Genomic DNA, 24,609 nt, shown 5'->3' with positions numbered 1-24,609 from the left:
TTTGGTATCGGAGCGGGACGGTTCGCGCGATTATAGGGCGCCGGGTCCGGGCCCTTGATAGGGGGTTCTTATGGCGGCATCGAGCCGCTTTTGGCCCGCGACTTGACCCTTCCCTAGGCCCCGGCCGACAATGCGGCCACGTTCATCGGAGGAAGACCGCACGTGGGACACCGGCTGTCGAAGATCTACACCCGCACGGGGGACAAGGGCACCACCGGGCTCGGGGATGGCTCCCGGGTGCCGAAGGACTCGCTGCGCGTGGAAGCCTTCGGCACCGTCGATGAGTTGAACAGCGTGATTGGGCTCCTGCTCGCAGAAGAACTCGCGCCCGAAGTACGGTCGTGCCTGGTGGACATCCAGCACGATCTCTTCGACCTGGGCGGCGAGCTGTGCATTCCGGGGCATACCGCCGTCAGCGATCGGCAGGTGGAACGGCTCGAGCATCTCCTTGACGGCTTCAACGCCGACCTGCCGCCGCTCAAGGAATTCATCCTGCCGGGCGGCGCGCGCCAGGCCGCCGTGTGCCATTTCGCACGCACCGTCTGCCGCCGGGCAGAACGCCGGCTGGTCACGCTGGCCAACGCGGAGGTCGTGAGCCCCACCGCCCTCAAGTACCTGAACCGCCTCTCCGACTTGCTGTTTGTCCTGGCGCGGGTGCTCAACCGCCAGCACGGCCAGGGCGACGTGCTGTGGCAGCCGGGAAAAAACCGCTAGCCCAGCGCGCCGCCGTTTGCCGCGCTCAGGCCGCCGCCGGGGTGGCGCTGGAGGAGGCGTGGAACTTCTCCGCCAGGGCCGCCCGCTTGAGGTAGGCCTCCCGAGCGATCCTTACGTCCTCGAGGAAATAGGGCAGTTCGGCCAGGGTCAGCGCCTGGGCGCCGTCCACCAGCGCCTTGGACGGCTCCGGGTGGAAGTCCACCAGGATCATGTTGGCCCCCGCGATCACCCCCTGAGCGGTCACGTGCATGATGTCCAGCAGCCCGTCGGGGGCCATCGCTCGGGAGCCCACCGAATGAGAAGGGTCGATGCACACCGGCATGCGGGTGAGCCGCTTCACCACCGCCACGTGGGAGAAGTCGACGAAGTTGCGGTGGGGGTCTCCCATGTTGGTCTTCATGCCCCGCAGCCCGAAGATCACCTTGCGGTTGCCCTCGGAAGCCAGGTATTCGGCGGCATTCAGCGACTCGTCCAGCGTGATGCCGAAGCCGCGCTTGAACAGGACCGGAAACTCCTGCTGCCGGCCCACGGCCTTCAACAGCTCGAAGTTCTGGGCGTTGCGGGTGCCGATCTGGAGCATGACGCCGGTCGGGTTGCCCGTCATGTGCAGCGCTTCGCGGATTTGATCGATGTGATCCTCGTGGGTGATCTCCATGGCGATCACCTTGATCCCGTACTTGCCCGCGAGCTCGAACACGTAGGGCAGGCAGTCCTTGCCGTGGCCCTGGAACGAATAAGGGCTGGTGCGGGGCTTGTAGGCGCCCATGCGGGTGCACACCTGGCCGTTGTCCCGCAGCGCCCGCATCATCATCTCCACGTGCTCGCGGGTGTCCACCGCGCACAAGCCCGCGAACACGTGCAGCGTGTCCTGGCCGAAGCGCAGACCGTTGTAGTCGAAGTGGGAGAGCCGCTGGTCGTCCTTGTGGCGCCCCAGCACGCGGTAGGGCTCGGAGACGCGCACGACCCGCTCCACGCAGGGTAGGGCCTTCATATCCTCCACCGAAAGTTGCAGCGTGCTGCCGATCAGGTAGACCTCGGTCAACACCCGCTCGGTGCCCTTCTCGTGGTGGATACGGGTCTGGATGCCCGGCAGCGAGCCCAGGTGCTCCATCAACTGTTTGAACTCGGGACCGTTCAGGTCCACGTTTTCTTCGAGGATCAGGATCATGGTCGGGTCGCGCGACGCCTCGTCGCGCTTTATAAGTACCTGAAAGGGGCTGGATTATAACAGAACACGCCGCTCCCGCCGCGAAAGACCGCGGCGGGAGCGGCTATTCAGCAGTGCCGCCGACGGTGAGCCCCTCGATCTTCAGGGTGGGCTGGCCCACGCCCACCGGCACGCTCTGCCCTTCCTTGCCGCAGGTGCCGATGCCCGGATCGAGCTTCAGGTCGTTGCCGATCATGGACACACGCGTCAGCACATCGGGGCCGTTGCCGATGAGGGTCGCCCCCTTGACCGGGTAGGTCACCCGGCCGTTCTCGATCATGTAGGCCTCGGCGGCGGAGAAGACGAACTTGCCGCTGGTAATGTCCACCTGGCCGCCGCCGAAGTTGACTGCGTAAAGCCCCCGGTCCACCGAACGGATGATCTCCTCCGGATCGTGGCGGCCGGCCAGCATGTAGGTGTTGGTCATGCGGGGCATGGGGAGGTGGGCGAAGGATTCCCGCCGGCCGTTGCCCGTGGGCGCCATACCCATCAACCGGGCGTTCAGGGTGTCCTGCAGGTAGCCTCGGAGCACGCCGTTTTCGATCAGCACCGTGCACTGGGTGGGCGTGCCCTCGTCGTCCACGTTGAGGGAGCCGCGCCGCTGAGGCAGGGTGCCGTCGTCCACCACGGTGACCCCCGGAGCCGCCACCCGCTCGCCGAGGCGGCCGGAAAAGGCGGAGCTGCCCTTGCGGTTGAAGTCCCCCTCCAGCCCGTGGCCGATCGCTTCATGGAGCAGGATGCCCGGCCAGCCCGGCCCCAGCACCACGGTCATGGTGCCCGCGGGCGCCGGGCGCGCCTCCAGGTTCACCAGGGCCTGGTCCACCGCCTTCTTCGCGTAGTCGCGCAGTACTTCGTCGGTAAAGTAGGCGTAGCCGAAGCGGCCGCCGCCGCCGCTCACACCCTGTTCCCGCCGGCCCCTGGCTTCGGCGATCACCTGGACCGTGAGGCGCACCAGGGGGCGCACGTCGGCGGCCAGCAGACCCGTGCTCGAGGCAATCAGCACCACCTCGTACTCGCCGGCCAGGCTGGCGATCACCTGGGTCACCCGCGGGTCCAGCGACCGGGCGTAGCTTTCCAGCCGGGTGAGGAGCGCCACCTTGTCGGACGCGGAGAGGGTCGCCAGCGGGTCGACCGGCTCGTAGAGCCGGAGCCCCCGGGCCGGGCGTGGCGCTGGCACCGGGCGGCTTCCCCCCTGGCGGGCGATGGCCCGGGTGGTCCGAGCCGCCGACTCCAGGGCCGCCAGGCTGATGTCGTCGGAATAGGCGAAAGCCGTTTTCTCGCCGGCGACCGCCCGCACGCCCACGCCCTGGTCGATGTTGAAGCTGCCGGCCTTGACGATGCCTTCCTCCAGCGTCCAGCTCTCGGCCCGGCTGTACTGGAAATACAGGTCCGCCACCTCGACGCCCTGGGTCAAGAGCTGGCCGAAGACCCGCTCGAGCTGGGGCGTGTCGAGACACGCGGGGGCGAGCAGCCGGCTGCGGGCGGTTTCCAGCAACCGCGCCGGATCGGCGGCCTCGATGAGGGTGGCGTCGGCCAGAGGATCGTTCATGGTCCCGTCATTGTATTCGGCACCGGCGCACCGCGCGATGGGCGAGGGCCGGCAGGCTCTGCCGCAGCCGCGCCTGGTAGGCCGGGTCCACCGGGGCACTCACCACCCCGGCGCCCCGGGGAAGCCGCCCCAGCACCGTGCCCCAAGCGTCCACGATCATGGTATCGCCGTGGGTCTCCCGCCCGTTGGGGTGGACGCCCCCCTGGGCCGGCGCCACCACGTAGGCCAGGTTCTCGATGGCCCGGGCCCGCACCAGCACTTCCCAGTGGGCCCGTCCCGTGGTGGCGGTGAAGGCGGAAGGAGCAAGGATCAGGTCCACCGTTCCCATGGCCCGGTAGAGCTCCGGGAAGCGCAGGTCGTAGCAAATGGACAGGCCCACGCGCCCGAAGGGGGTATCCACCGCCACCACCTCGGTCCCCGGCTCGATGGTGGCGGCCTCGTCGTAGCGCTCCTGGCCGAGGTCAAGCCCGAACAGGTGGATCTTGTCGTAGCGGGCCGCCGCTCGCCCCTCTTCGTCGTAGAGGAGCAGGCTGTTGTAGACTTTGTCGGGCCGGCTTGCTTTGAGGGGCACCGAGCCCCCGGCAATCCAGATCCCGAACCGCCGGGCGAGGGCGCTCAGAAAGGCCTGGATCGGCCCGTCCCCCGGCGCTTCCGCTGCCTCAAGCCGATCCTGGTCCCGCAAGGGCATGAGGGCGAAGTTCTCGGGCAGCACCACCAGCCGGGCGCCGCCCGCCGCCGCCTGCTCCACGAGCCGGGCGGCTTCCTTCAAGTTCTCGTCCACCCGGGGCCCCGACACCATCTGCACCGCCGCTGCGCGGAAGGGGGAACGGGCTCCCCCCGCCTCGTCCACGAGGCCAGCCGGTGCGGCGCCGGTGTCGGCCAGCGTCATTTCCGCCCTCCGCAAGCCCCGACCCGCAGCGGGTCTCCAGTAGCCGCCGGCATCGTGGAATGGGGATGGAATACGGGTAAGCGGCTCATGGAGGCAGCAGGTTGCCGATACGTCTGGGAATTTTGGTCACCTTGGGATCCACCCAGGTTCCCGCCACGTGGTATTCAAACGCCGCCATCTGATCGAAGGGGTCCTTGAGCACCTTGGAAAGGGCCAGGGTCGCCAGGCCCACCACGGGTCCGCCGACCACGCCGGTGGCAAGGGCCGCCGTCTCGGACAGGGAGGGCATTACCTTGACCCGCAGGTTCTGGGTCTCCCGGGCGAGATCCACCTCGCCCTGCATCCTTATCCGGGCGGAAGGGCCGTCGATGGAGAGTTCCTCGGTGCGGGCGATTCCCTGGGCGAGGCGCACCTCGCCGCGGATTTTCTCAAAGGCGAAGCCCTTGCTGAAGACGTCGGTGAAATCCAGGGCGACGCGCCGGGGCAGCGCCTGCAGGCTCAGGATGCCCAGGAGCTTCGCCACCCCCGGCTCCGCCTCCAGGAATTGGCCGTCGTCGAACGCCAGGGTAAGCTGACCCGCGAGGGTCGGGTAATCCATGGCGTAGGGAACTCCGTTCCACTCCAGGGTGCCCTTGACGCTGCCCGCGCCGCCGCGCATCCCTTCCCCCAGCTTGAGGCGCGAGGCGAAGCGCCCCAGGTCGGCCACCGCCAGGTCCACGGACAACCGGGTGCGCGGGGGGCCGGGACGCCGCCGCCACTCCCCGGAAGCGGTGAGCACGCCGTCGGGATGCTCCAGGGAGAGCTTATGGATGCGCCACAACCCTCCCTGGGGTCGGGCCAGGAGCTCCAGCCGGCCGTGGGGGATCTGGTTCAGGGTGAAGCGCTCGGCCACGATGTCCAGGCCCGGGAGGTCCCGTTCCTTGGGCAACGCCTCCGCCTCGCCCCGCCCCAGGGTTTCGTCCGAGGGGATGGTGAGCCGGTCCAGGCGGGCCGTGAGCTTTCCACTGCCGGCGCCCTCCCAGGTCACGTCCCCCGCGATCTCCCGGCCGGCGAGGCGCAGCTTCAAGGTGCCCTGGCGTTGCTCCCCCGCCGCCTCCACCTCGTGGAACAGGCGGTTGAAAGCGAACAGGCGCCCCGCCCGGAAATCGAAGCCGATCAGGCCCGGACCGGTTCCGGCGCCTTCTTTGGGCATCCATTCCAGCCAGCGGTCCAGGTCGAGGGTGGGAGTCGAGCCGGTGATCCACAGCCCTTGCCGCTGCGCCTCCGCCGTCCCGGCCCCCAGCACGAGGATGCCCCGCTCCAGGGCGGCGGAGGACGGCGCGCCACTTAAGATGAGCTGGGCGGACGCCCGCTCGCCCAGGGAGACGGTGAGGGCGGAGGATCCAGGGCCGGCCGGCCGCCGGGTCACCCGCAAGGGTAGGGGCTCCTGGGCGGATTTCGCCAGGGGAGCGGGCAAGGCCAGGGCGAGCCCCTCCAGGGACGATTCCAGCGTCTCTTCGGTGGCGTCCCGGCGGATCACCTGGACGAAGTGCCAGTCGGCGGCGCCGGAGGTGAACCGAGCCCAGTTCGGCGCCCCCCTCGCCTGCCAGGCCTCGGCTTCCAGGCGCCCGCTGGCGGTCAGGCGCACTTCGTCCCCCGCGGTGGTGGCGGAAAGGCGGACCGGCCCCCCCAGGAAGCGGGCGTCGATCCCCTCCGCCGCCACCTCCCGGTCGGTGAAGCGCAGCGTTCCCGTCACTTCCTCCAGGGGCGGCACGCCGGCCAGAAAGGCGATGCGGTTGGCCTGGAAGGCGTAGGCGCCTTCCACCGTGGCGTCCCGGCTGTGGCGCAAGGGCACCGTCAGCTTCAAGGCGAGCCGCCCACTCCCCGCCGCCTCCATCCCCCGGGTGAAGCCCCCGATGCGGCTGCCCACCGGGCTCTCGTCGATGAAGCGCAAGAAGGCGCTGGTGTCCCCCTGGGCTTCCCCGGTCACCGTGAGCTGGGGTTCCGGGGCGCCCAGGTCCGGAATCACCGCCCGCACGCCGCTCACCCGGGCCCCCAGGAGGGTGCCGCGGCCCGAAGTGATCTCCATTCCCGCCCCCCGGAAAGCCAGGTCCGCTTCGATCCCTTCGATCCGGGGCCAGCCATCGGCGTAGTGGAGCTGCACCCCGGACGCCTTGGCGGTCACCCGAAACTCCCCCTGGCCCTCCTCGGCGAAGGGGAAGTGTTCCAGCGCCCCCTTGAGGACGATCTCCCCATCGGAAGCCCGACCGGCCAGGAGGGCGTCCCGCAGCCATGTCCGGGTTTCTTCGTTCACCACCCAAGGCAGATAGGCGTGGACCCGGCGGGCTTCGGCCCGGGTGAGCCTTCCGGTGAGATCGATGCGGCCGGGGCCCGAAGGGGCGGTCCAGTATCGGCCCGCGGCGCTGCCCGCCAGGTCGGCGTTGGCGAAGGTCACCTGGCGGAGACTGATCTCGGTGCCCTGCTCCCCCTTCTTCACCCATCCGCCCTGCACCGCCAATTGGTCGAAGGCCAGGGGCCGGGGGAAAACCCGGGGAAGGTCGAGCATCGCCCCCTTGCCCGACAAGGCGAAGGAGCCCGCCCGATCGCTCCCCTCCACTGTGCCGCTTAGGCCCCGGAACCCGGGCGCGTGCCCGTAGGGGCTGAGCTCCAGGGCGTCGAACCGGGCCCGCACCCGGTAGTCGCTCGCGGCGGCCAAGTCTCCCCGCCACGAAGCTTCCAGCCCCGAGACCATGCCCCGGGGCGCCAGCGCCGCGAGCCGCTGCTGCACCTCCACGGGCAAGGGCAGATGGCGGGCGAGGCTCGCCAGCACCCCCAGGTCCAGGGCGTTCGCCTGGATCTCCCACCGGACGTCCGCCCCTTCCCCGGTGCGCCGGAAGCGGAAATCAGTGGGGGCGAGGCGCAGGCCCTCCCGGGTCGTGAGGCTCAAGCCCCGGGTCGATATCTCGTACCCCCCCGCCTCCCGGTTCCAGCCGAGCCGCCCGCCCAAGGCGGTCAGGGCGAGGGGGGGCAGCTCGGGGGAAAGGGCCACCACCACGCCGGCCAACTGCACGTCCGCCGTCACCGCGACGGCTCCGCCCCCTTGGAGGGTCACCCAGGCCCTGGCGGCGCCGGTGCCCGTGCGCAGGCCTTCGGGAAGGGGAAGCCAGGGCCGCCACGCGGCCACGTCCATCCGGTCCAGGGCTAGGTACACCTCGCCCTTCAGGCTTTTCAGGTTATCGAAGAAGAGCCCCTTCTTCAGGTCGCCCCGCACCTCCAGGCGCCCGCCTCCAGCCGCCGGCGCCGAAGCTTCCAGGGCGAAGCGATGCCGCCCGAAGCCGTTTTCCAGCCGCAGCTCCACCTGGGTGAGGGCCAGGGGCGGGGCGCCCCGCAACCCGTCCTCCCATACCAGCGCGGCACCCCGCACGAGCACCGACCGCTGGCGCAGCAGCCATCCGCCCAAGGCGTTGGAGGCGCCCTCCCCGGTTCGATCTAGGGCCAGGCCCGCGACCCACCACCCGCCCTGGGGGTCCCGCCGCACGTGGACCGCCGGCGCGTCGGCCGCCAGCCGGTAAAAACCCAATTCCCCCCGCAGCAGGGCGGACCAGGAGAGGACCGCCTCCACCCGCCCCAGGGCGAGGGCGGGCTGCCCGGCGGGGTCCAGCACCCGCACCTCGCTCACCCGCAGCTCGGGCCGCAAGCCCCGCCAGCCGGCCTCCAGGCGGCCCAGGGTCACCGGAAGTCCCAGGGCTTCTTCGGCGTAGCGGGCCACGTGACCGCGGAAGGCGTCGGCGTTGGGGAACAACCCGTAGCGCAGGGCCAGGAGGGAGACCGCGAGGCCGAGGAACCCGGCCAGCAGGACGAACAGGGCGGCGCGGGAGAAATGGCGCAGGCCGCGCAACGTGGCCGACAGGGTACGGGAGAGCGGGCTCAAGGACCTCTTCCCAGGGCGTTTCGCTTAACCGGCGCCCCGGCGATTAGAATTGCGGGAAATCTTCCCCCAACCGCCGCGAAAATGGCCACCCGCGCGACGAGCCAGAGGCTCCGTTAGTTTAACCCAGATATTTCACGAAGACGCCCCTGAAATGAAGTCAAGCTGCACAGGATCAGCGAGTTTTGTTGGAAGGCAGCGTAAGAGCAATTTGTCCCGCCGGGCTCCTCGGGTCCTGGCGGGGGCGGGGCGGCCATCTTGTCGCGCTCGCGGACGGCGGATGCCTACGCCCGAAGGGCAAAGGTGCGACCCGGGAGCGGGCGACGCGCGCCTCTGCGGTCGCATCCCCGCGAAGCGGGGCCCCTGCTCCGCGCGCTGGCGCGCCTCTCCTCGCCCGTGGGCTCCACCACGGGCTTCGTCGGCTGCGGGGAACCTCTCTCGCCCGGCCCCGCCCCATCCCCCCGAGTCCCTCGTGAAATGTCCGGGTTAACCCACCTCTCCCTATGGGCGCCGAAAACCCTGCCACCTCCGGCCTGGCCACCGAGTTCCTCTCCCGCGTGCGGCGCTTGAGCCGCTACGCGGATCGCCTGCTGGCCGCCGATCCTTCCCTGGGCGAAGAGCTGGCCGCCCGGGTACGGGAACCCTACACGCCCCAGGCCATGCAGGCCTTCCTGGACGAACGGCCGGCAGGGGATCCGGGCCAGCTCGCCTCGGCCCTGCGGCAATTGCGCCGCCGGGTGATGCTGCGGGTGATGGCCCGGGACCTGGGCGGGCTCGCCACCCTGGAGGAGGTGACCGGCACCATGACGGCGCTGGCGGATCTCGCCATTACCCGGGCGCGGGACGCCCACCACGCCTGGCTGGCGCAGCGCTACGGGCACCCCGTCGGGGGCGAGACCGGCCGCCCCCAGGACCTGCTGGTGGTGGGCATGGGCAAGCTGGGAGGCGGGGAACTCAACGTCTCCTCCGACGTGGACCTGGTGTTCGTCTACCCCGAGGAGGGGCAGACCGACGGCTCCAAGCCCATCAGCAACCACGAGTTCTTCACCCGCCTGGGCCAGCGGCTCGCGGGGGCGCTCCACGACTTCACCCCCGAGGGCTTCGTCTTCCGGGTGGACCTGCGCCTGCGCCCTTTCGGAGAGAGCGGCCCCTTGGTGGTGAACTTCCCGAGCCTGGAGCACTACCTGATCACCCAGGGGCGGGAGTGGGAGCGCTACGCCTGGATCAAGGCCCGGGTGGTGTGCGGCAGCCGGGCCCAGGAGCTGGAGCGGCTCACCCGCCCCTTCGTCTTCCGCAAGTACCTGGACTTCGGCGCCTACGCCTCCATGCGCAGCCTCCACGCCCAGATCCGGGAGGAGGTGAAGCGCCGGGAGCTCATGGACAACATCAAGCTGGGCCCGGGGGGCATCCGGGAGATTGAGTTCATCGCCCAGGTGTTCCAGTTGATCCGGGGCGGCCAGGTGCCCCAGTTGCGGGCCCGCCCCACCCTCACCGTGCTGCGGTGCCTGGGGGAAATGAAGCTGCTGCCCGAGGCGGCGGTGGCGGAGCTGACCGAGGCCTACGGGTTCCTGCGCCACCTGGAGCACCGGCTCCAGTACCTGGACGACCAGCAGACCCAGTCCCTGCCGGAGTCCGCCGCCGACCGGGCCCTCGTCGCCGAGGCCATGGGCTTCGCCGGCTGGCCGCAGCTCGCCGAGGCCCTCGCCCGGCACCGGGCGGCGGTCACCCGCCATTTCGAGCAGGTCTTCGCCGGCCCCCAGCCGGCGCCCGCCCACGGCGCCCTGGAGGCCCTGTGGGAAGAACGCCTCCCCGCCGACCAGGCGACCGCCTGCCTGGCCGAGCTGGGCTACCGGGACGCCGAGTCGATCTGCGACCGGCTCGCCAAGTTCCGGCGGGGGCCCCGCTACCAGAGCCTGTCCCGCGCCAGCCAGAGGGTGCTGGACGCCCTGGTGCCGGCGGTCATCGTCTCGGCCGCCCGCCAGGCCAATCCCGACGCCACCCTGGAGGGGCTCCTCAACCTGCTGGAGGCGGTGAGCCGCCGGGCGGCCTACCTCGCCCTGCTCAGCGAATACCCCCAGGCGCTGGAGCGGGTGGCCAAGGTGGCCAGCGCCAGCCGCTGGGCCTGCGACTATCTCACCCGCCACCCCATCGTGCTGGACGAGCTGCTGGACGCCCGGGAGCTCTACAGCGCCCCCGACTGGCGCCAGGCGGCCCAGCAACTGCGCCAGCTCCTGGACGACGCCGAAGGCGACACCGAGCGGCAGATGGACGTGCTGCGCCACTTCCACCACGCCATGGTGTTCCGGCTGCTGGCCAAGGACCTGGAAGGGCTGCTCCCCGTGGAGACCCTGGCCGATCATTTGACGGCCCTGGCGGACCTGATCCTCTCCGAGGTGCTGCGCCTCGCCTGGGCCGGCCTCAAGGGCCGCCACCGGGAGGCGCCCCGCTTCGCCATCATCGGCTACGGGAAGCTGGGCGGGAAGGAGCTGGGCTACGCCTCCGACCTGGACCTGATCTTCCTCTACGAGGACCCCGACCCGGCCGCCCCCGAGGTCTACGCCAGGCTCGCCCAGCGCATCAATTCCTGGCTCACCAGCTACACCCCCGCCGGCGTGCTGTACGACACCGACCTGCGGCTGCGGCCCGACGGGGCGAGCGGCCTCCTGGTCTCGCCGCTGGAAGCCTTCGCCGCCTACCAGCGGGAGAAGGCCTGGGTGTGGGAGCACCAGGCCTTGACCCGGGCCCGCTTCGTGACCGGGGATGCGGCCGTGGGGGAAGGCTTCGAGGCGATCCGCAAGGAAGTGCTGTGCCAGCGGCGGGATCTCGCCGCCCTTAAGCGCGAGATCACGGCCATGCGGCGGAAAATGCTGGAGGCCCATCCCAACAAGAGCGGGCTGTTCGACCTGAAGCACGACCGGGGCGGGATCATCGACGTGGAGTTCACGGTCCAGTACCTGGTCCTCGGGTACTCCCACGCCCACCCGGAGCTCACCGCCAACATCGGCAACCTGGCGCTGCTCAGGCTCGCCGCCGCCCTCTCCCTCATCCCGGAGGAGCTGGCCGAGCGGGTGCGGCGGGGCTACCGGGAGTTCCGCCGCCGCCAGCACCACCTGCGGCTGAACGGGGCCCGCTACGCCCGCGTCCCCCTCGAAGAGGTGGCCGAGGCGGTGGCCGCGGTGGGCGAGCTGTGGCGCAGCGTGTTCGGGGAGGATTGACTCGGCCGCTTATCCGCTTGCGACGCTCACTGGCTCGGTGGCGAGGCCGCGCCTGCCCGGCGCCTTGCGCCCGAGGAGCCGATAGACGGCCATCTTTCCCTTGCCCTTGACCAGGATCTCCACCGGACCCTCGAAAGTGTATTCGCCGGCGAGTCGCAGGTGGGTGGCGGCGTCCACCTGGATGCAGCCCGGGGGCGCTTCCGCCGTGAGCCGGCTCGCGGTGTTCACCGTGTCCCCCCACAGGTCGTAGACGATGCGCCGAGTGCCGATGACGCCGGCCATGGCCGGACCCGAGGCGATGCCCACGTGGATGTTGAGTCCGTGGGCGCGCAGCTCGGGGTGGGCGCCGATCAGGGCGCGCATCGCCAGCGCCAGCTCCGCCACAGCCCGGTGGGGACGGAGATTCTCCGGCGCGAGCCCGCCCGCCACCATGTAGGCGTCCCCCACGGTCTTGATCTTGTCCAGCCCGTGCGCCTGCACCAGGGCGTCGAACATGGAAAAGACCTTGTCGAGCAGGGCCACCAGGCGCTCGGGGGGCAGCTCCTGGGTGAGCCGGGTGAAGTTGACCAGGTCGGCGAACATGACGATGACATCGCCATGACCGTCGGCGATGACGCTTTCGCCCGCCTTCAGCCGCCGGGCGATGGGCGCCGGCAGGATGTTGTTGAGCAGCCGCTCGCTCTTGCGCTGCTCCTCCTCCAGCAGCCGGTGCTGCTCGTCGAGGCGTGCCTTGATGCGGGCGTTCGCCGCGACGAAGTAGGCGAGGAGAGCATAGACCACGCAGGAGACGCCGGCGAAGTTCAAGGCGAAGAACACCGCGATCGCCTGCATCGGAAGGGCCGCCTGCCCGGGCGCGGCGAGGTAGTAGTCGAAGAAGCCGGACAGGGCCGTCATGGCGCCGTAGGCCACGAACCAGGGGATCGACTCCCGCGGGCCCTGCACCACCAGGGCGCCCACCGGCGCCAGCAGCGCCCACAGCATCACCCCCGAGGAGGTCACGAAGCTGCCGATGCTCCATTGCATCAGGAAGGGAAAGAACAGGAACAGGCTGAGCTGGACCAGGCGGAAGACGGCGAAGTTGCCGCCGATTAAAAAATACGTGAGGGAGGCGACCAGGGCGAGCTGGTAGGAGAGGGGCACGGTGGTGGAGAAGGCCACCCCCATGGCCCAGTAGATGGCGAGCCAGGCCATGACGCCGAAGCTCATGAGCCCGGCGGCGAAGACCAGGAGCTGGCGCTTGAGGCTCTCCTCCTCCGGCAGCGGCAAGCCCCCCCCCGCCGTCTTGAGCGCGGCCAGCGCCGATGGAAACCTGCCACCCATTGCCTGGGATTCTCCTTGTGCCCGGCTCACGGCAAGCTTGTGCATCGGGGAAGCGAAGCAAACCGTAGGCCAGTGCCGGGCCGCCCCGACGGCCCGCCGGCCGGGGATTTTCCTCTTCATAATTTGGGCCTTGCGCGCCCGGGCGCGGCGCCCGCGGGCGGCCGCGCCGCCGTGGGCGTCGGATTTTTGCAGTAAAATGTCGGCCTTTCGACGCGCTGGAGCCGCCTCATTGGAGCCGCCCTTATGTCATTAGCCGACCGCGACGGTTTCATCTGGTACGACGGCAAGCTGGTGCCGTGGCGCCAGGCCACCACCCACGTGTGCACCCACACCCTGCACTACGGCCTGGGGGTGTTCGAGGGCCTGAGGGCCTACAAGACCGCGCGGGGAACGGCCATCTTCCGCCTCGAGGAGCACACGGAGCGCCTGTACCGCTCGGCCCATATCTTCGGCATGAAGATCCCCTACGACCGGGAGACCCTGCTGGAGGCGCAAAAGGAGGTGGTGCGGGCCAACAAGCTGGAATCCTGCTACGTGCGGCCCATCGCCTTCTACGGCGCCGAGGCCCTGGGCATCTCGGCCAAGACCATCTCGGTGCACGTGGCCATCGCCGCCTGGCCCTGGGGGGCCTACCTGGGGGCGGAGGGGCTGGAGAAAGGCATCCGGGTCAAGACCTCCTCCTTCAGCCGGCACCACGTGAACGTCACCATGTGCAAGGCCAAGGCCGTGGGCAGCTATTCCAATTCCATCCTGGCCAACCAGGAGGCCACCAACGACGGCTACGACGAGGCGCTGCTCCTGGACGTGGAGGGTTACGTGGCCGAGGGCTCGGGGGAGAACATCTTCATCGTGCGCAACGGCGTGCTCTACACCCCGGACCTCACCTCCGCCCTGGAGGGCATCACCCGGGACACGGTGATCCAGCTCGCCCGGGAGGCGGGCCTCACCGTGGTGGAGAAGCGCATCACCCGGGACGAGGTCTACATTGCGGACGAAGCGTTTTTCACCGGCACCGCCGCGGAAGTAACCCCCATCCGGGAGCTGGACAATCGGATGATCGGTAGCGGTAGCCGCGGCCCGGTGACCGCCCGGCTGCAATCGATGTTTTTCGACGTGGTGAACGGCCGGTCGGAGAAGCATCTCGGCTGGCTGAGCTTCCTCTAGAGGCCGCCCATGGAAGAGAACAAGACGGAAAACCGGCAGCGGGTGGTAGAGGTGACCGCCGCCGATCTCCCTTTGCACTGCCCGATGCCGTCCCAGAAGTTGTGGAACGCCCATCCCCGGGTGTTCCTGCCGATCGAGAAGACGGGCTCGTCCCTGTGCCCCTACTGCGGCACCCTGTACAAACTGAAAGGCGGGGCGTCCTCGGGCCGCCACTGACCGCCGGCGACTGCCGCCCGGACTGCGGCCGCGGGGAGGCCCGCGGGCCGAGCCGGCCGCTTCCCAGGGCCGGGACGCCGCGACCCGGGCTTCGCTCCATGGACAAGATTCTGGTGGTGGCTCCTTCCTGGGTCGGCGACTGCGTGATGGCCCAGCCGCTGCTCGCGCGGCTCAAGGCCCGCCCCGAGCCGCCCCGCATCGACGTGCTGGCCCCGGCCTGGTCGGCCGCCTTATTCAAGCGCATGCCGGAGGTGGACGCGGTGATCGAGAACCCATTTCCCCACGGCAGCCTGCGGCTGGCCGACCGGTTTCGCCTGGGCCGGCGGCTCCAGCGCCACCGCTACGATCAGGCGATCGTGCTGCCCAACTCCCTCAAGTCGGCTCTGGCGCCCTTCTTCGCCCGCATCCCGGTGCGCACCGGCTATGTGGGGGAGGCCCGCTACGGGCTCTTGAACGACGCGCGCCTCCTCGACAAGACCGAACATCCTCTCCTCGCGGAGCGCTACGCGGCCCTCGCCGAGCCCCGGGGCGCGCCCCTTCCCCGCCCCCTCCCCCACCCCCACCTGGCGGCGGATCCGGCGGCCCGCCGGGCGACCCTCGCCCGGCTGGGCCTCCTAGGGAGCGGCCCCGTGGCCGTCTTCTGCCCCGGCGCCGAGTACGGGCCGGCGAAGCGCTGGCCGGCCGCCCACTTCGCTGCCCTCGCCCGGGCCCTCGCTGGGAAGGGTCACGCTGTATGGCTGCTGGGCTCGGCCAAGGATCGGGAGATTGCCCAGGCGATCGCGACGGCTGCCCAGGACGGGATCGCCGCCCCCGTGCTCGATCTGTGCGGCAAGACCTCCCTGGAGGAGGCGATCGACCTCATTTCGGCGGCGAGCCTGGTGGTGAGCAACGACTCGGGCCTGATGCATGTCGCCGCCGCCCTGGACCGGCCCCTGGTGGCCCTGTTCGGCTCGTCGAGCCCGGACTACACCCCGCCCCTATCCCCCCACGCCCGCATCCTGCGCCTCGGCCTGCCCTGCAGCCCGTGTTTTAAGCGGGTCTGCCCCCTGGGCCACTTCCGCTGCATGGTGGACCTGACCCCTGAACGGGTGCTGGAGGAGATCGCCCGCCTCGTCCCGGGAGGCAACCCGTGAGCCGGCGCTTCGCCAGCCCCGACGAGGCGGAGAGCGCCTTTTATGAAGCCTTCCAGCGGGCCGACCTGGAGGCGATGATGGAGGTCTGGGCCGAAGACGAAGAGGTGGCTTGCATCCATCCGGGGGGCAAGCGCCTCGATGGGCTGGAAGAAGTGCGGGAAAGCTGGCGGCGGCTGTTCTCCCGGGGACCCACCTTACGCTTCCGGATCACCCATCGCCGGGTGTGGCGCGGCGCCCTGATGGCGGTGCACACGGTGCACGAGAACATCCAGGTCGCGGGAGAGCGCTCGGGACTGGTGATCGCCACCAACGTGTACGCCCTGACTGCCGGGGGCTGGCGCCTGGTCCTGCACCACGCCTCCCCCGGCTCGGAGGAGGCGCCGCCCGAGGGCGAGCCCGGGGCCATCACCCTCCACTGAGTAGTTTTCAGCGCAGGATCCGCCGTGAACCGATCGCCCGTGCCGCCCATCGCCTACCGGCCGCCCCGCTGGCTCCCGGGCGGTCATCTCCAGACCCTCTACGCCGCGCTCCTGTGCCCCAGGCCTTCGGTGCGGCTCCAGCGCACCCGCTGGGACACCCCCGACGGGGATTTCGTGGACCTGGACTGGCTCGACGCCCCCGGCACGGGGCCTCTGATCGTGCTGTTCCACGGGCTCGAGGGCTGTTCCCGCAGCCACTACGCCCAGGCCCTCCTCTTTGAAGCGGAGCGCTGGGGCTGGCGGGGGGTGGTGGCCCACTTCCGCGGCTGCAGCGGCGAGCTTAACCGGCGGCCCCGGGCCTACCACTCGGGGGACACGGAGCACGTGGACTGGGTGCTCCATCGCCTGAAAAACCAAGAACCGGGCGCGCCGCTTTTCGCCGTGGGGGTGTCCCTGGGGGGCAACGCGCTCCTCAAGTGGCTGGGGGAGCGGGGCCCCAGCGCCCGTTCCGTGGTGCGAGCCGCGGCCGCCGCCTCGGTCCCCTTCGATCTGGCCGCCGCCGGCCGGCGGCTCGCAAAAGGATTCAACCGGGTCTACACCCGCCACTTTCTCCGCTCGCTCAAGCGAAAAAGCCTGGAAAAGCTGGAACGCTTTCCCGGACTCTACCCCGCGGACCGGGTCCGGCGGGCGCGCACGTTTGAAGCCTTCGACGACGTAGTGACGGCACCGCTCCACGGCTTCCGGGACGCGGACGACTACTGGGCCCGGGCGAGTAGCAAGCCCCATCTGGCGCGGATCGCCGTGCCGACCCTCATCGTCCACGCCCGGGACGACCCCTTTCTTCCCCAATGGGCCGTACCCCGCCCCGCCGAGGTGTCCCCCGCCGTGACCCTGGAGGTGCTGGCGACCGGAGGGCACGCCGGATTCGTCTGCGGCCCCTTCCCCGGCCATCTGCAGTGGCTGCCCCGGCGGATGCTCGGGTTCTTCGCCGGGCACGCCCCCGTCGAGCCGGCGGGGCGAGTTGGAGTAACATCCCGAGAGGATGCGCCGCTTCCCTGAGACCCGAAACGCCCCCTCGGGCGAGGACGGTGCAAAGGCCAAAGGATCGAAGGAAGGAATCGCCGTGACGGACTACCCCAAGGAAATCTTCAAGGCCTACGACGTGCGCGGGATCGTGGGGAAAACCCTCACTCCTGCCATCGTGGAGGGCATCGGCCAGGCCATCGGCTCGGAAGCCCGGGCTCGCGGCCAGAAGGCGGTCGCGATCGGTCGGGACGGGCGGCTCTCCGGTCCCGAGCTCTCCCGCGCCCTGGCCCAGGGGCTCGCGAAGAGCGGCGTGGACGTGATCGACGTGGGTCGGGTAGCGACCCCCGTGCTCTATTTCGCCACCTACGATCTTGGAACCCATTCTGGCGTCATGATCACGGGCAGCCACAACCCTCCGGATTACAACGGGCTCAAGATCGTGCTGGGCGGCGAAACCCTAGCCGGGGAGGCGATCCAGGCGCTGCGGCTGCGGCTGGAGCGGGGAGAGCTCACGAGCGGCGAGGGAACGTACCGCACCCACGACATCCGGGAAGCCTATTTCGGTCGCATCACCGGCGATGTGAAGCTCGCGCGCCGGATGAAGATCGCCGTGGATTGCGGCAACGGGGTGGCCGGCGCTTTCGCCCCCGAGCTCTACCGGCGGCTCGGCTGCGAAGTGATCGAGCTCTTCTGCGAGGTGGACGGCACCTTCCCCAACCATCATCCCGACCCCTCCGTGCCGGCCAACCTGGAGGACTTGAAACGCACCCTGGCCGCCACCGACGCCGAGCTGGGGCTCGCCTTCGACGGGGACGGGGACCGGCTGGGGGTGGTCACCAAGGACGGCCGCATCGTCTATCCCGATCGTCTGCTGATGCTGTTCGCCGCCGACGTGCTTTCCCGCAATCCCGGCGCCCAGGTGATCTTCGACGTGAAATCCACCCGCCACCTGGCGCCCTGGATCGAGCGCCACGGGGGACGCCCGGTCCTGTGCCGGACCGGCCACTCCTTCATCAAGGCCAAGCTGCGGGAGACCGGGGGCCTGCTCGCCGGCGAGATGAGCGGCCATTTCTTCTTCAAGGAGCGCTGGTACGGGTTCGACGACGGGCTCTACGCCGGCGCCCGGCTCCTCGAGTACCTGTCCAAGCAGAAGGACGTGACGGGAACGCTCCACGCCATCCCCGACGCGGTCTCCACCCCGGAGCTGCAGCTCAAGCTTGAGGAGGGGGAGAACTACGCCCTGATCGAGAAGCTGCAGAAAACCGCCCGCTTCCCCGGGGCGGAACAGGTCATCACCCTGGACGGGCTGCGGGTCGAGTACCAGGACGGCTTCGGACTCGCCCGCGCTTCCAACACCACGCCCGTGGTGGTATTGCGCTTCGAGGCGGAGAGCGAGACCGCCCTCAAAAGGATCCAGGAGGAATTCCGCCGGGTGATCCTGGAAGCGAAGCCCGACGCCCGGTTGCCGTTCTGAGAGCCCTTCACCCCGCCCAGCCGGGGAACAGGGCCTTCAAGCCCACCGCCATGGTTTCCACGGCGATGGCGGTGAGAAGCAACCCTAGCAGCCGCGTGGCCACGTTGAGGCCGGTGGTTCCCAGGCGCCGGCCGATGGGGGCGGCGAGCTGAAGCACGGTCCAGAGCAGTCCGCACACCGCCAGGATGCAGCCGAGAATGGCGAGCGTGTGGGCGAATCCCCCCCGCTCCACCGCGATGATGACGGTGCTGATGGCCCCCGGCCCCGCCAGCAGGGGGATGGCCAGGGGCACCACGCCGCCGGTGGCGTGGGCGTCGAATTCCAGGGCTTCCTTCTGGGACTGGCGGATGCCGCCGGGCTCGGCGTTGAGCATGGCAAGGGCCATCAGCAGCAGCACCAGGCCGCCTCCCACCCGGAAAGAGGCGAGGCTCCCCCCCATGAACTGGAGCACCGCTTCCCCCGCCAGGGCGAAGCCGGTGAGCACCGCCGCTACGGTGAGGGTGATCACCCGGGCGAGGCGCCGGCGTTCCCCCGGTTTCCAGCCAGCGGTGAAGGCGAGAAAGAACGGGACGATGAAAAAGGGATCGAGGACCGCGGTGAGGGTGACCAGGAACCGGGTATAGTCGGTCCAAGACGCTAGCCCCTCCATGGCGAGCACCGAGCCTCAAACCTGACTCAGGATTGCTTCCGCGGCAGGGCGCACCGTCGACCGGCGCCCCTCGGTGCGTTTCGCTTCGCTCTACGCACCCTACCGCTATTCCTTCGGGTAGAGGATCATCTCGGTGCAACGGAAGAGCGCGATCTTGCGCCCGGTGCCCTCATCGGTCACCACCGCGTCCCACACCTGGGTGCTCTTGCCCAGGTGCTGGGCCTGGGCGATCGAGCGGATGCCCCCCTCCCGCACCGTGCCCAGGAGGTTGGCCTTGAGCTCGATGGTGGTGAAGCTGCTCGCCCCCTCCGGCAGGTGGGCCAGGGTCGCGTAGCCGCAGGAGGTGTCCGCCAGGGCGATCACCGTCGCCGCGTGGAGAAAGCCGTTGGTGGCCATGAGCTCAGGCCGCACCGAGAGCCGCGCCTCCAGCCGGCCCTCCTCCACCTGTAGCACTTCCATGCCCACCAGCCCCGGGAGATGGCCGGGGCTGCGTCGGTTGAGCGCCTCCACGGTCACCTCCGGGCGCCGAAAAGTCTTGCTCGTCGATTCCTTGTCCGCCATTCGTCCTCATCCTCATCAAAGCCGCTCCTGCACCCACGAAGTGACCCCCTTCAGCGCCGCAGGCAGCTTCGCAGGATCGTTGCCCCCCGCTTGGGCCAGGTCCGGCCTACCCCCCCCTTTCCCGCCCACCTGGCTCGCCACGTAGTTCACCAGCTCCCCGGCCTTCACCTTGCCGGTCAGATCCGGGGTGACGCCGGCGATCAAGGTCACTTTCTGGCCTTCCACCGAACCCAGCACCACGATGGCGCTCTTCAGTTTCTCCTTGAGCTTGTCCACCGCCTCCCGCAGCGCCGGCGCGCCGGCTCCGTCGATGGTGGCCGCCACCACCTTGACGCCCTTCACGTCCATGGCCTGGACGGCCAGGTCGTCGCTCTGGGAGGCGGCGAGCCTGGACTTGAAGCGGTTCAACTCCTTCTCCAACTGCTTCACGTTCTCCACGATCTGGGCAATCTTCTGCGGTACTTCCTGGGGCGAAGTCTTAAGCAGGCCGGCGATGGTTTCCAGTTGCGCCTGCTGCTTCTGGACGTACTCCAGGGCCGCGTCCGCGGTCACCGCCTCGATGCGGCGGATGCCGGCCGCGACCCCGGTCTCGGAGACGATCTTGAACAACCCGATGTCGCCGGTGCGCTTCACGTGGGTGCCGCCGCACAGCTCGGTGGAAAAATCCCCCATGCCGATCACCCGCACCTCGTCTCCGTACTTGTCGCCGAAGAAGGCCAGCGCCCCGGCCTTCATGGCCTCGTCGAACTTCATGATCCGCGCCGATACCTCGATGTTGCGCCGGATCTGCTCGTTCACCAGTTGCTCCACCTGGCGGATCTGCTCCGGGGTGAGGGGCGCGGGGTGGGAGAAATCGAACCGGGTCTTGTAGGGGTCCACCAGGGAGCCCTTCTGCTGCACGTGGGGCCCCAGGACTTGGCGCAGGGCCGCGTGAAGCAGGTGGGTAGCCGAGTGGTTCCACATGGCGTGGTGGCGCGCCCAGGCGTCCACCGTGGCCGTCACCCTGTCCCCCACCTGGAGCCGGCCGGTCTTCATCGTCCCCTTGTGGCCGAAAACCTCCGCCTGGATCTTCTGGGTGTCCTCCACGGCGAAGGTCCCGTTCACCCCCGCGAGCTCCCCCCGGTCCCCCACCTGGCCGCCGGACTCGGCGTAGAAGGGGGTGCGGTCCAGCACCACTACGGCGGAATCCCCCGACTGGATCTCCTCGGTCTGGGTGCCCTCCTTGTACAGAGCCACCACCGTGGCCTCCAGCTTCAAGGTGTCGTAGCCGTGGAACTCGGTGGGCCGGCCGGCGTAGTCCACGCTCGCCCCCATCTGGAACCGGGAAGCGGCCCGGGCCCGCTCCCGCTGGCGCTGCATGGCCGCCTCGAACCCGGCGTAGTCCACCAGCACGTTGCGCTCCCGGGCGATGTCCGCGGTGAGGTCCACCGGGAAGCCGTAGGTGTCGTAGAGCTGGAACACGGTCTCTCCGTCCAGCATCTTGTCCTCGCTGCGGGCCAGCGCCTGCTCCAGCACCCGCATGCCGTTTTCCAGCGTCTCGGCGAAGCGTTCCTCCTCCTGCTTGAGGATGGCCGCGACCCGGTCCTTGGCCGCCGGCAGCTCCGGGTAGGCGTCGCCCATCACCCGCGCCAAATCATCCACTAGGCGATGGAAGAAGGGCCGCTTCTGTCCCAGCTTGTAGCCGTGGCGGATGGCCCGCCGGATGATCCGGCGCAGCACGTAGCCGCGGCCTTCGTTGCCCGGGATCACCCCGTCCACGATCAGGAAGGCGCAGGCGCGGATGTGGTCGGCGATGACCTTGAGGGAGTTGCTCGCGAGATCCGAGGCGCCCGTCTCCCGGGCCGCTGCCCGGATCAAGTCCCGGAACAGGTCGATCTCGTAGTTGGAATGCACGCCCTGGAGCACCGCCGCGATGCGCTCGAGCCCCATGCCCGTGTCCACGCTGGGCTTGGGCAGAGGGTGCAGCACCCCCTGCTCGTCCCGGTTGAACTGCATGAACACCAGGTTCCAGATCTCGATGTAGCGCTCGCCCTCGGCCTCGGGGCTGCCCGGCGGGCCGCCGGGCACTTCCGGTCCGTGGTCGTAAAAGATCTCCGAGCACGGCCCGCACGGGCCCGTGTCCCCCATGGCCCAGAAGTTGTCGCTCTGGTACTTCTGCCCCCCGGGCTTGTCGCCGATGCGGGTGACTCGGTCGGCGGGGACGCCGATCTCCTTCACCCACACGTCATAGGCCTCGTCGTCGTCCTGGTACACGGTGATCCAGGTGCGCTCCGTCGGGATCTTGAAGTGGTTGATGAGCAGGTCCCAGGCGTAGTGGATCGCCTCCCGCTTGAAGTAGTCGCCGAAGCTGAAGTTGCCCAGCATCTCGAAAAAGGTGTGGTGCCGCGCGGTGTAGCCCACGTTCTCCAGGTCGTTGTGCTTGCCGCCGGCGCGCACGCAGCGCTGGGCCGTGGCGGCGCGCACGTAGGGGCGCTTCTCGTTGCCGAGAAAGACGTCCTTGAACTGGACCATGCCCGAATTGGTGAAGAGCAGCGTGGGATCGTTTGCGGGCACGAGGGGGCTCGAGGGCACGATGGTGTGGCCCTTGGATTCGAAGTACTGCAGGAACCTGCTTCGGATTTCGCTGCTTTTCATCGCGGTACTGGGTTTACGTGATATTCACTCGTCCCCGGCCGGGCCTTTCAGAACCTTGCCGATCGCCTCGAGGCTGAACCCCCTGGACTGGAGGAAGCGGGCCTGCCGCGCCCGTTCCGCCGGCGTGCGGGGAACGCGCCCGAACTTCTTCGCCCACACCGCCCGACAGCTCGCCTCGTCCAGCCGCCGCGCCTCGCTCAAGGCCGCCTCAGCCAGCGGGCCCGCAACGCCCTTCTCCTTGAGCTCCTGGGCGATGCGCAGGCTCCCGTAGCGGCCGCCGCGGGAGGCGAGGAGCTGCTCCACGTAGCGCCGCTCCGAGAGCCAGCCTTCCCTCTCCAGGCAATCCAGCAACGCCTCCAGGTCGTCCTCTTCGTCGGCGTGGGGGGCGAGCTTGCGCTTAAGCTCCGCCCGGGTATGCTCCCGGCGGGCGAGTAGCCTCAGGGCCCGGTCCCGCAGCGTGGCCGCCACGGCCCCTCATCCCCCCGGGCCGCCCGCTTCAGGCCGTGGCCGCCTCCGCCTCGGGCGCCTTTACCCCGGCCGCCTCCCGGATCTTCATCTCGATCTCCCGGGCGATTTCGGGATGCTCCTTCAGGTACTCCCGGCAGTTGTCCTTGCCCTGGCCGATTTTTTCCCCCTTGTAGGCGTACCAGGCGCCGGACTTCTCCAGCACCCGGTAGCTCACCCCCAGGTCCACGATCTCCCCTTCCCGGGAGATGCCTTCGCCGTAGAGGATGTCGAAATCCGCCTGGCGAAAGGGCGGCGCCACCTTATTTTTGACCACCTTGGCCCGGGTCTCGTTGCCGATCACCTCTTCGCCCCGCTTGATGGAGCCGGTGCGCCGGATGTCGATGCGCACCGAGGCGTAGAACTTGAGGGCATTGCCGCCGGTGGTGGTCTCCGGGTTGCCGAACATGACCCCGATCTTCATCCGGATCTGGTTGATGAAGACCACCAGGGTGTTGGAGCGCTTGATGTTGGCGGTGAGCTTGCGCAGGGCCTGGGACATGAGCCGGGCCTGGAGGCCCATCTGGGGCTCGCCCATCTCCCCCTCCAGCTCCGCCCGGGGCGTGAGGGCCGCCACCGAGTCCACCACCACCACGTCCACGCTGCCCGAGCGCACCAGCATGTCGGCGATCTCCAGGGCCTGCTCGCCGGAATCCGGTTGGGAAATGAGGAGATTGCCCACGTCCACGCCCAGCTTGCCGGCGTAGACGGGGTCGAGGGCGTGCTCCGCGTCGATGAAGGCGGCGATGCCGCCCTGCTTTTGCGCTTCCGCGATCACCTGGAGCGCCAGGGTCGTCTTGCCGGAGGACTCCGGGCCGTAGATCTCCACGATCCGGCCCCGGGGCAGCCCGCCCACCCCCAACGCGATGTCGAGCCCGAGGGAGCCGGTGGACACCACCTGGATGTCCCGGGCCACCTCGGCCTCCCCCATGCGCATGATGGAGCCTTTGCCGAACTGTTTTTCGATCTGCGACAGCGCCGCCGCCAACGCCTTGCTCTTGTGGTCGTCCATGGATGCCCGTCCCTCGCGAACCGGATGATGGGAAAAACAAAAATTATGGCATAAGCGTCCCCAGGCGTCAGGTGATGGCGCTGCATGCCGTGGCCCGATTGCCGGGGATCTTCGTGAAATGTCCGGGCTACCGCATCCAGGCCCAGGCCGTGAGCCCGAGGGCCGCGGCGGCCGCGATCCACAGGCCCACGATGACCGCGGCGGCGACCCGGGAAACCGGCTTCCCTCCGGCGAAGGCGCCGGCGGCCCGGTCGCGGCACTCCGCCAGCACGTCGGCGGGCACCATGCGCAGGGCCAGCAGGATAGCGAGGGGCAGCAGGACCGCCTCGTCCAGGTAGCCCAGCACCGGTACGAAGTCGGGGATCAGATCGATGGGGCTCAAGGCATAGGCCACGATGAGGCCCACGAGAAGCTTGGCGTACCAAGGGGTGCGGGGATGCCGGGCGCACAGATAAAGGGCGTAGACTTCCCGCTTGAGTGCCCGGGCCCAGGCGCGCCACGATTCGCGGCAAGCTCGGTTCATCTACCTCCTCGGGCGCAGCGGGCGATTCCGTCCAGGGCCGCTTCTACCGCCTGCCGGCGCACGGCCTCCCGGTCTCCAGAGAAGCAATGGGTTTCGACCCGGGTAGACCCCTCCCGAACCGCCCAGGCGATGCACACCGTGCCCACCGGCTTCTCCCGCGTGCCGCCGGTGGGGCCGGCGATGCCGCTCACCGCCACCGCCACCTGGGCGCGGCTGCGCTCGAGGGCCCCTTGCGCCATCTCCCTCACCGCTTCTTCCGACACCGCGCCGTGGGCCGCCAGGGTGCTCGGGCGCACGCCCAGCAGCTCCTCCTTGGCCGCGTTCGAATAGACGACGAAGCCCCGGTCGAACCAGGCCGAGGCGCCGGGCACCGTGGTCACCGCCTGGGCGATCCAGCCCCCGGTGCAGGACTCGGCGGTGACCAGCATCCAGCCCGCCCCCTGGAGGGCCCGGCCCGCTTCTTCCGCCAGCCGCAGGAGTTTCGCGTCCATGC

20 protein-coding genes are annotated in these 24,609 nt (G+C 69.6%); 8 read left to right on the top strand and 12 right to left on the bottom strand.

The genetic code is table 11. From position 1 onward, the window contains the following. Positions 1 to 162 precede the first annotated feature (162 nt). Positions 163 to 714: a cob(I)yrinic acid a,c-diamide adenosyltransferase gene (locus tag ACTFO6_RS01120; RefSeq protein WP_439932615.1), complete on the top strand. Its 552-nt coding sequence runs from the start codon at positions 163 to 165 to the stop codon at positions 712 to 714. Between the two features lie 25 nt (positions 715 to 739). Here the strand turns inward: ACTFO6_RS01120 and ACTFO6_RS01115 are convergent, their stop codons facing one another. From ACTFO6_RS01115 to ACTFO6_RS01100, 4 genes are all read right to left on the bottom strand, one after another. Continuing rightward, positions 740 to 1,882: a 3-deoxy-7-phosphoheptulonate synthase gene (locus ACTFO6_RS01115; protein WP_439932614.1), complete on the bottom strand. Its 1,143-nt coding sequence runs from the start codon at positions 1,880 to 1,882 to the stop codon at positions 740 to 742. Positions 1,883 to 1,985: 103 nt separating this feature from the next. Continuing rightward, entirely contained in the window at positions 1,986 to 3,470 is a 1,485-nt protein-coding gene (gene tldD, locus ACTFO6_RS01110) for a metalloprotease TldD (RefSeq protein ID WP_439932613.1), read from the bottom strand. Between the two features lie 7 nt (positions 3,471 to 3,477). Further along, entirely contained in the window at positions 3,478 to 4,359 is an 882-nt protein-coding gene (locus ACTFO6_RS01105; RefSeq protein ID WP_439932612.1) for a carbon-nitrogen hydrolase family protein, read from the bottom strand. An 85-nt stretch (positions 4,360 to 4,444) separates the two neighbouring features. After that, positions 4,445 to 8,269 (bottom strand): YhdP family protein, encoded by a 3,825-nt coding sequence (locus tag ACTFO6_RS01100; protein WP_439932611.1) that lies wholly within the window; start codon positions 8,267 to 8,269, stop codon positions 4,445 to 4,447. Between the two features lie 500 nt (positions 8,270 to 8,769). Here ACTFO6_RS01100 and glnE point away from each other — a divergent pair, with 500 nt between their 5' ends. Then, positions 8,770 to 11,481, top strand: a complete 2,712-nt coding sequence (gene glnE / locus ACTFO6_RS01095; RefSeq protein ID WP_439932610.1) for a bifunctional [glutamate--ammonia ligase]-adenylyl-L-tyrosine phosphorylase/[glutamate--ammonia-ligase] adenylyltransferase — start codon at positions 8,770 to 8,772, stop codon at positions 11,479 to 11,481. A gap of 9 nt (positions 11,482 to 11,490) precedes the next feature. On the opposite strand, the gene ACTFO6_RS01090 is transcribed toward glnE, so the two are convergent. Continuing rightward, on the bottom strand, positions 11,491 to 12,801 hold the full coding sequence (locus tag ACTFO6_RS01090; RefSeq protein ID WP_439932609.1) for an adenylate/guanylate cyclase domain-containing protein: 1,311 nt from the start codon (positions 12,799 to 12,801) through the stop codon (positions 11,491 to 11,493). Between the two features lie 243 nt (positions 12,802 to 13,044). Here ACTFO6_RS01090 and ACTFO6_RS01085 point away from each other — a divergent pair, with 243 nt between their 5' ends. The 6 genes from ACTFO6_RS01085 to ACTFO6_RS01060 all read left to right on the top strand — a co-directional run bounded on the left by ACTFO6_RS01085 (position 13,045) and on the right by ACTFO6_RS01060 (position 18,233). Then, on the top strand, positions 13,045 to 13,965 hold the full coding sequence (locus ACTFO6_RS01085) for a branched-chain amino acid transaminase (protein ID WP_439932608.1): 921 nt from the start codon (positions 13,045 to 13,047) through the stop codon (positions 13,963 to 13,965). A gap of 9 nt (positions 13,966 to 13,974) precedes the next feature. Then, the gene (locus tag ACTFO6_RS01080) at positions 13,975 to 14,181 is read left to right on the top strand and encodes a zinc-finger domain-containing protein (RefSeq protein WP_439932607.1); all 207 of its coding nucleotides are present in this window, start codon (positions 13,975 to 13,977) and stop codon (positions 14,179 to 14,181) included. 98 nt (positions 14,182 to 14,279) lie between these two features. Beyond that, a complete protein-coding gene (gene waaF / locus ACTFO6_RS01075; RefSeq protein WP_439932606.1) occupies positions 14,280 to 15,314 on the top strand; it encodes a lipopolysaccharide heptosyltransferase II in 1,035 nt (344 codons plus the stop codon). Next, on the top strand, positions 15,311 to 15,733 hold the full coding sequence (locus ACTFO6_RS01070; RefSeq protein WP_439932605.1) for a YybH family protein: 423 nt from the start codon (positions 15,311 to 15,313) through the stop codon (positions 15,731 to 15,733). The genes waaF and ACTFO6_RS01070 overlap by 4 nt, the downstream gene beginning before the upstream one ends. A 24-nt stretch (positions 15,734 to 15,757) precedes the next feature. Continuing rightward, the gene (locus tag ACTFO6_RS01065; protein ID WP_439932604.1) at positions 15,758 to 16,792 is read left to right on the top strand and encodes a hydrolase; all 1,035 of its coding nucleotides are present in this window, start codon (positions 15,758 to 15,760) and stop codon (positions 16,790 to 16,792) included. A 64-nt stretch (positions 16,793 to 16,856) separates the two neighbouring features. Next, positions 16,857 to 18,233, top strand: a complete 1,377-nt coding sequence (locus tag ACTFO6_RS01060; RefSeq protein WP_439932603.1) for a phosphomannomutase/phosphoglucomutase — start codon at positions 16,857 to 16,859, stop codon at positions 18,231 to 18,233. Between the two features lie 7 nt (positions 18,234 to 18,240). Here the strand turns inward: ACTFO6_RS01060 and ACTFO6_RS01055 are convergent, their stop codons facing one another. From ACTFO6_RS01055 to ACTFO6_RS01025, 7 genes are all read right to left on the bottom strand, one after another. Continuing rightward, positions 18,241 to 18,882, bottom strand: a complete 642-nt coding sequence (locus ACTFO6_RS01055) for a MarC family protein (protein ID WP_439932602.1) — start codon at positions 18,880 to 18,882, stop codon at positions 18,241 to 18,243. Positions 18,883 to 18,987: 105 nt separating this feature from the next. After that, the gene (locus ACTFO6_RS01050; RefSeq protein ID WP_439932601.1) at positions 18,988 to 19,443 is read right to left on the bottom strand and encodes a PaaI family thioesterase; all 456 of its coding nucleotides are present in this window, start codon (positions 19,441 to 19,443) and stop codon (positions 18,988 to 18,990) included. Between the two features lie 15 nt (positions 19,444 to 19,458). Further along, positions 19,459 to 22,077: an alanine--tRNA ligase gene (gene alaS / locus ACTFO6_RS01045; protein ID WP_439932600.1), complete on the bottom strand. Its 2,619-nt coding sequence runs from the start codon at positions 22,075 to 22,077 to the stop codon at positions 19,459 to 19,461. A 24-nt stretch (positions 22,078 to 22,101) separates the two neighbouring features. Next, positions 22,102 to 22,545, bottom strand: coding sequence for a recombination regulator RecX (gene recX, locus ACTFO6_RS01040; RefSeq protein WP_439932599.1), 444 nt, complete (start codon positions 22,543 to 22,545; stop codon positions 22,102 to 22,104). 28 nt (positions 22,546 to 22,573) lie between these two features. Then, on the bottom strand, positions 22,574 to 23,593 hold the full coding sequence (gene recA / locus ACTFO6_RS01035; protein ID WP_439932598.1) for a recombinase RecA: 1,020 nt from the start codon (positions 23,591 to 23,593) through the stop codon (positions 22,574 to 22,576). A 127-nt stretch (positions 23,594 to 23,720) separates the two neighbouring features. Continuing rightward, entirely contained in the window at positions 23,721 to 24,116 is a 396-nt protein-coding gene (locus ACTFO6_RS01030; RefSeq protein ID WP_439932597.1) for a YkvA family protein, read from the bottom strand. Beyond that, on the bottom strand, positions 24,113 to 24,607 hold the full coding sequence (locus tag ACTFO6_RS01025) for a CinA family protein (RefSeq protein ID WP_439932596.1): 495 nt from the start codon (positions 24,605 to 24,607) through the stop codon (positions 24,113 to 24,115). The genes ACTFO6_RS01030 and ACTFO6_RS01025 overlap by 4 nt, the downstream gene beginning before the upstream one ends. Between the last annotated feature and the right edge of the window lie 2 nt (positions 24,608 to 24,609).

Origin of the sequence: Pelomicrobium sp. G1 (assembly GCF_051905455.1) — a bacterium.
Classification (GTDB): domain Bacteria; phylum Pseudomonadota; class Gammaproteobacteria; order Burkholderiales; family UBA6910; genus Pelomicrobium.
This window is presented reverse-complemented; position numbering and strand designations above follow the sequence as displayed.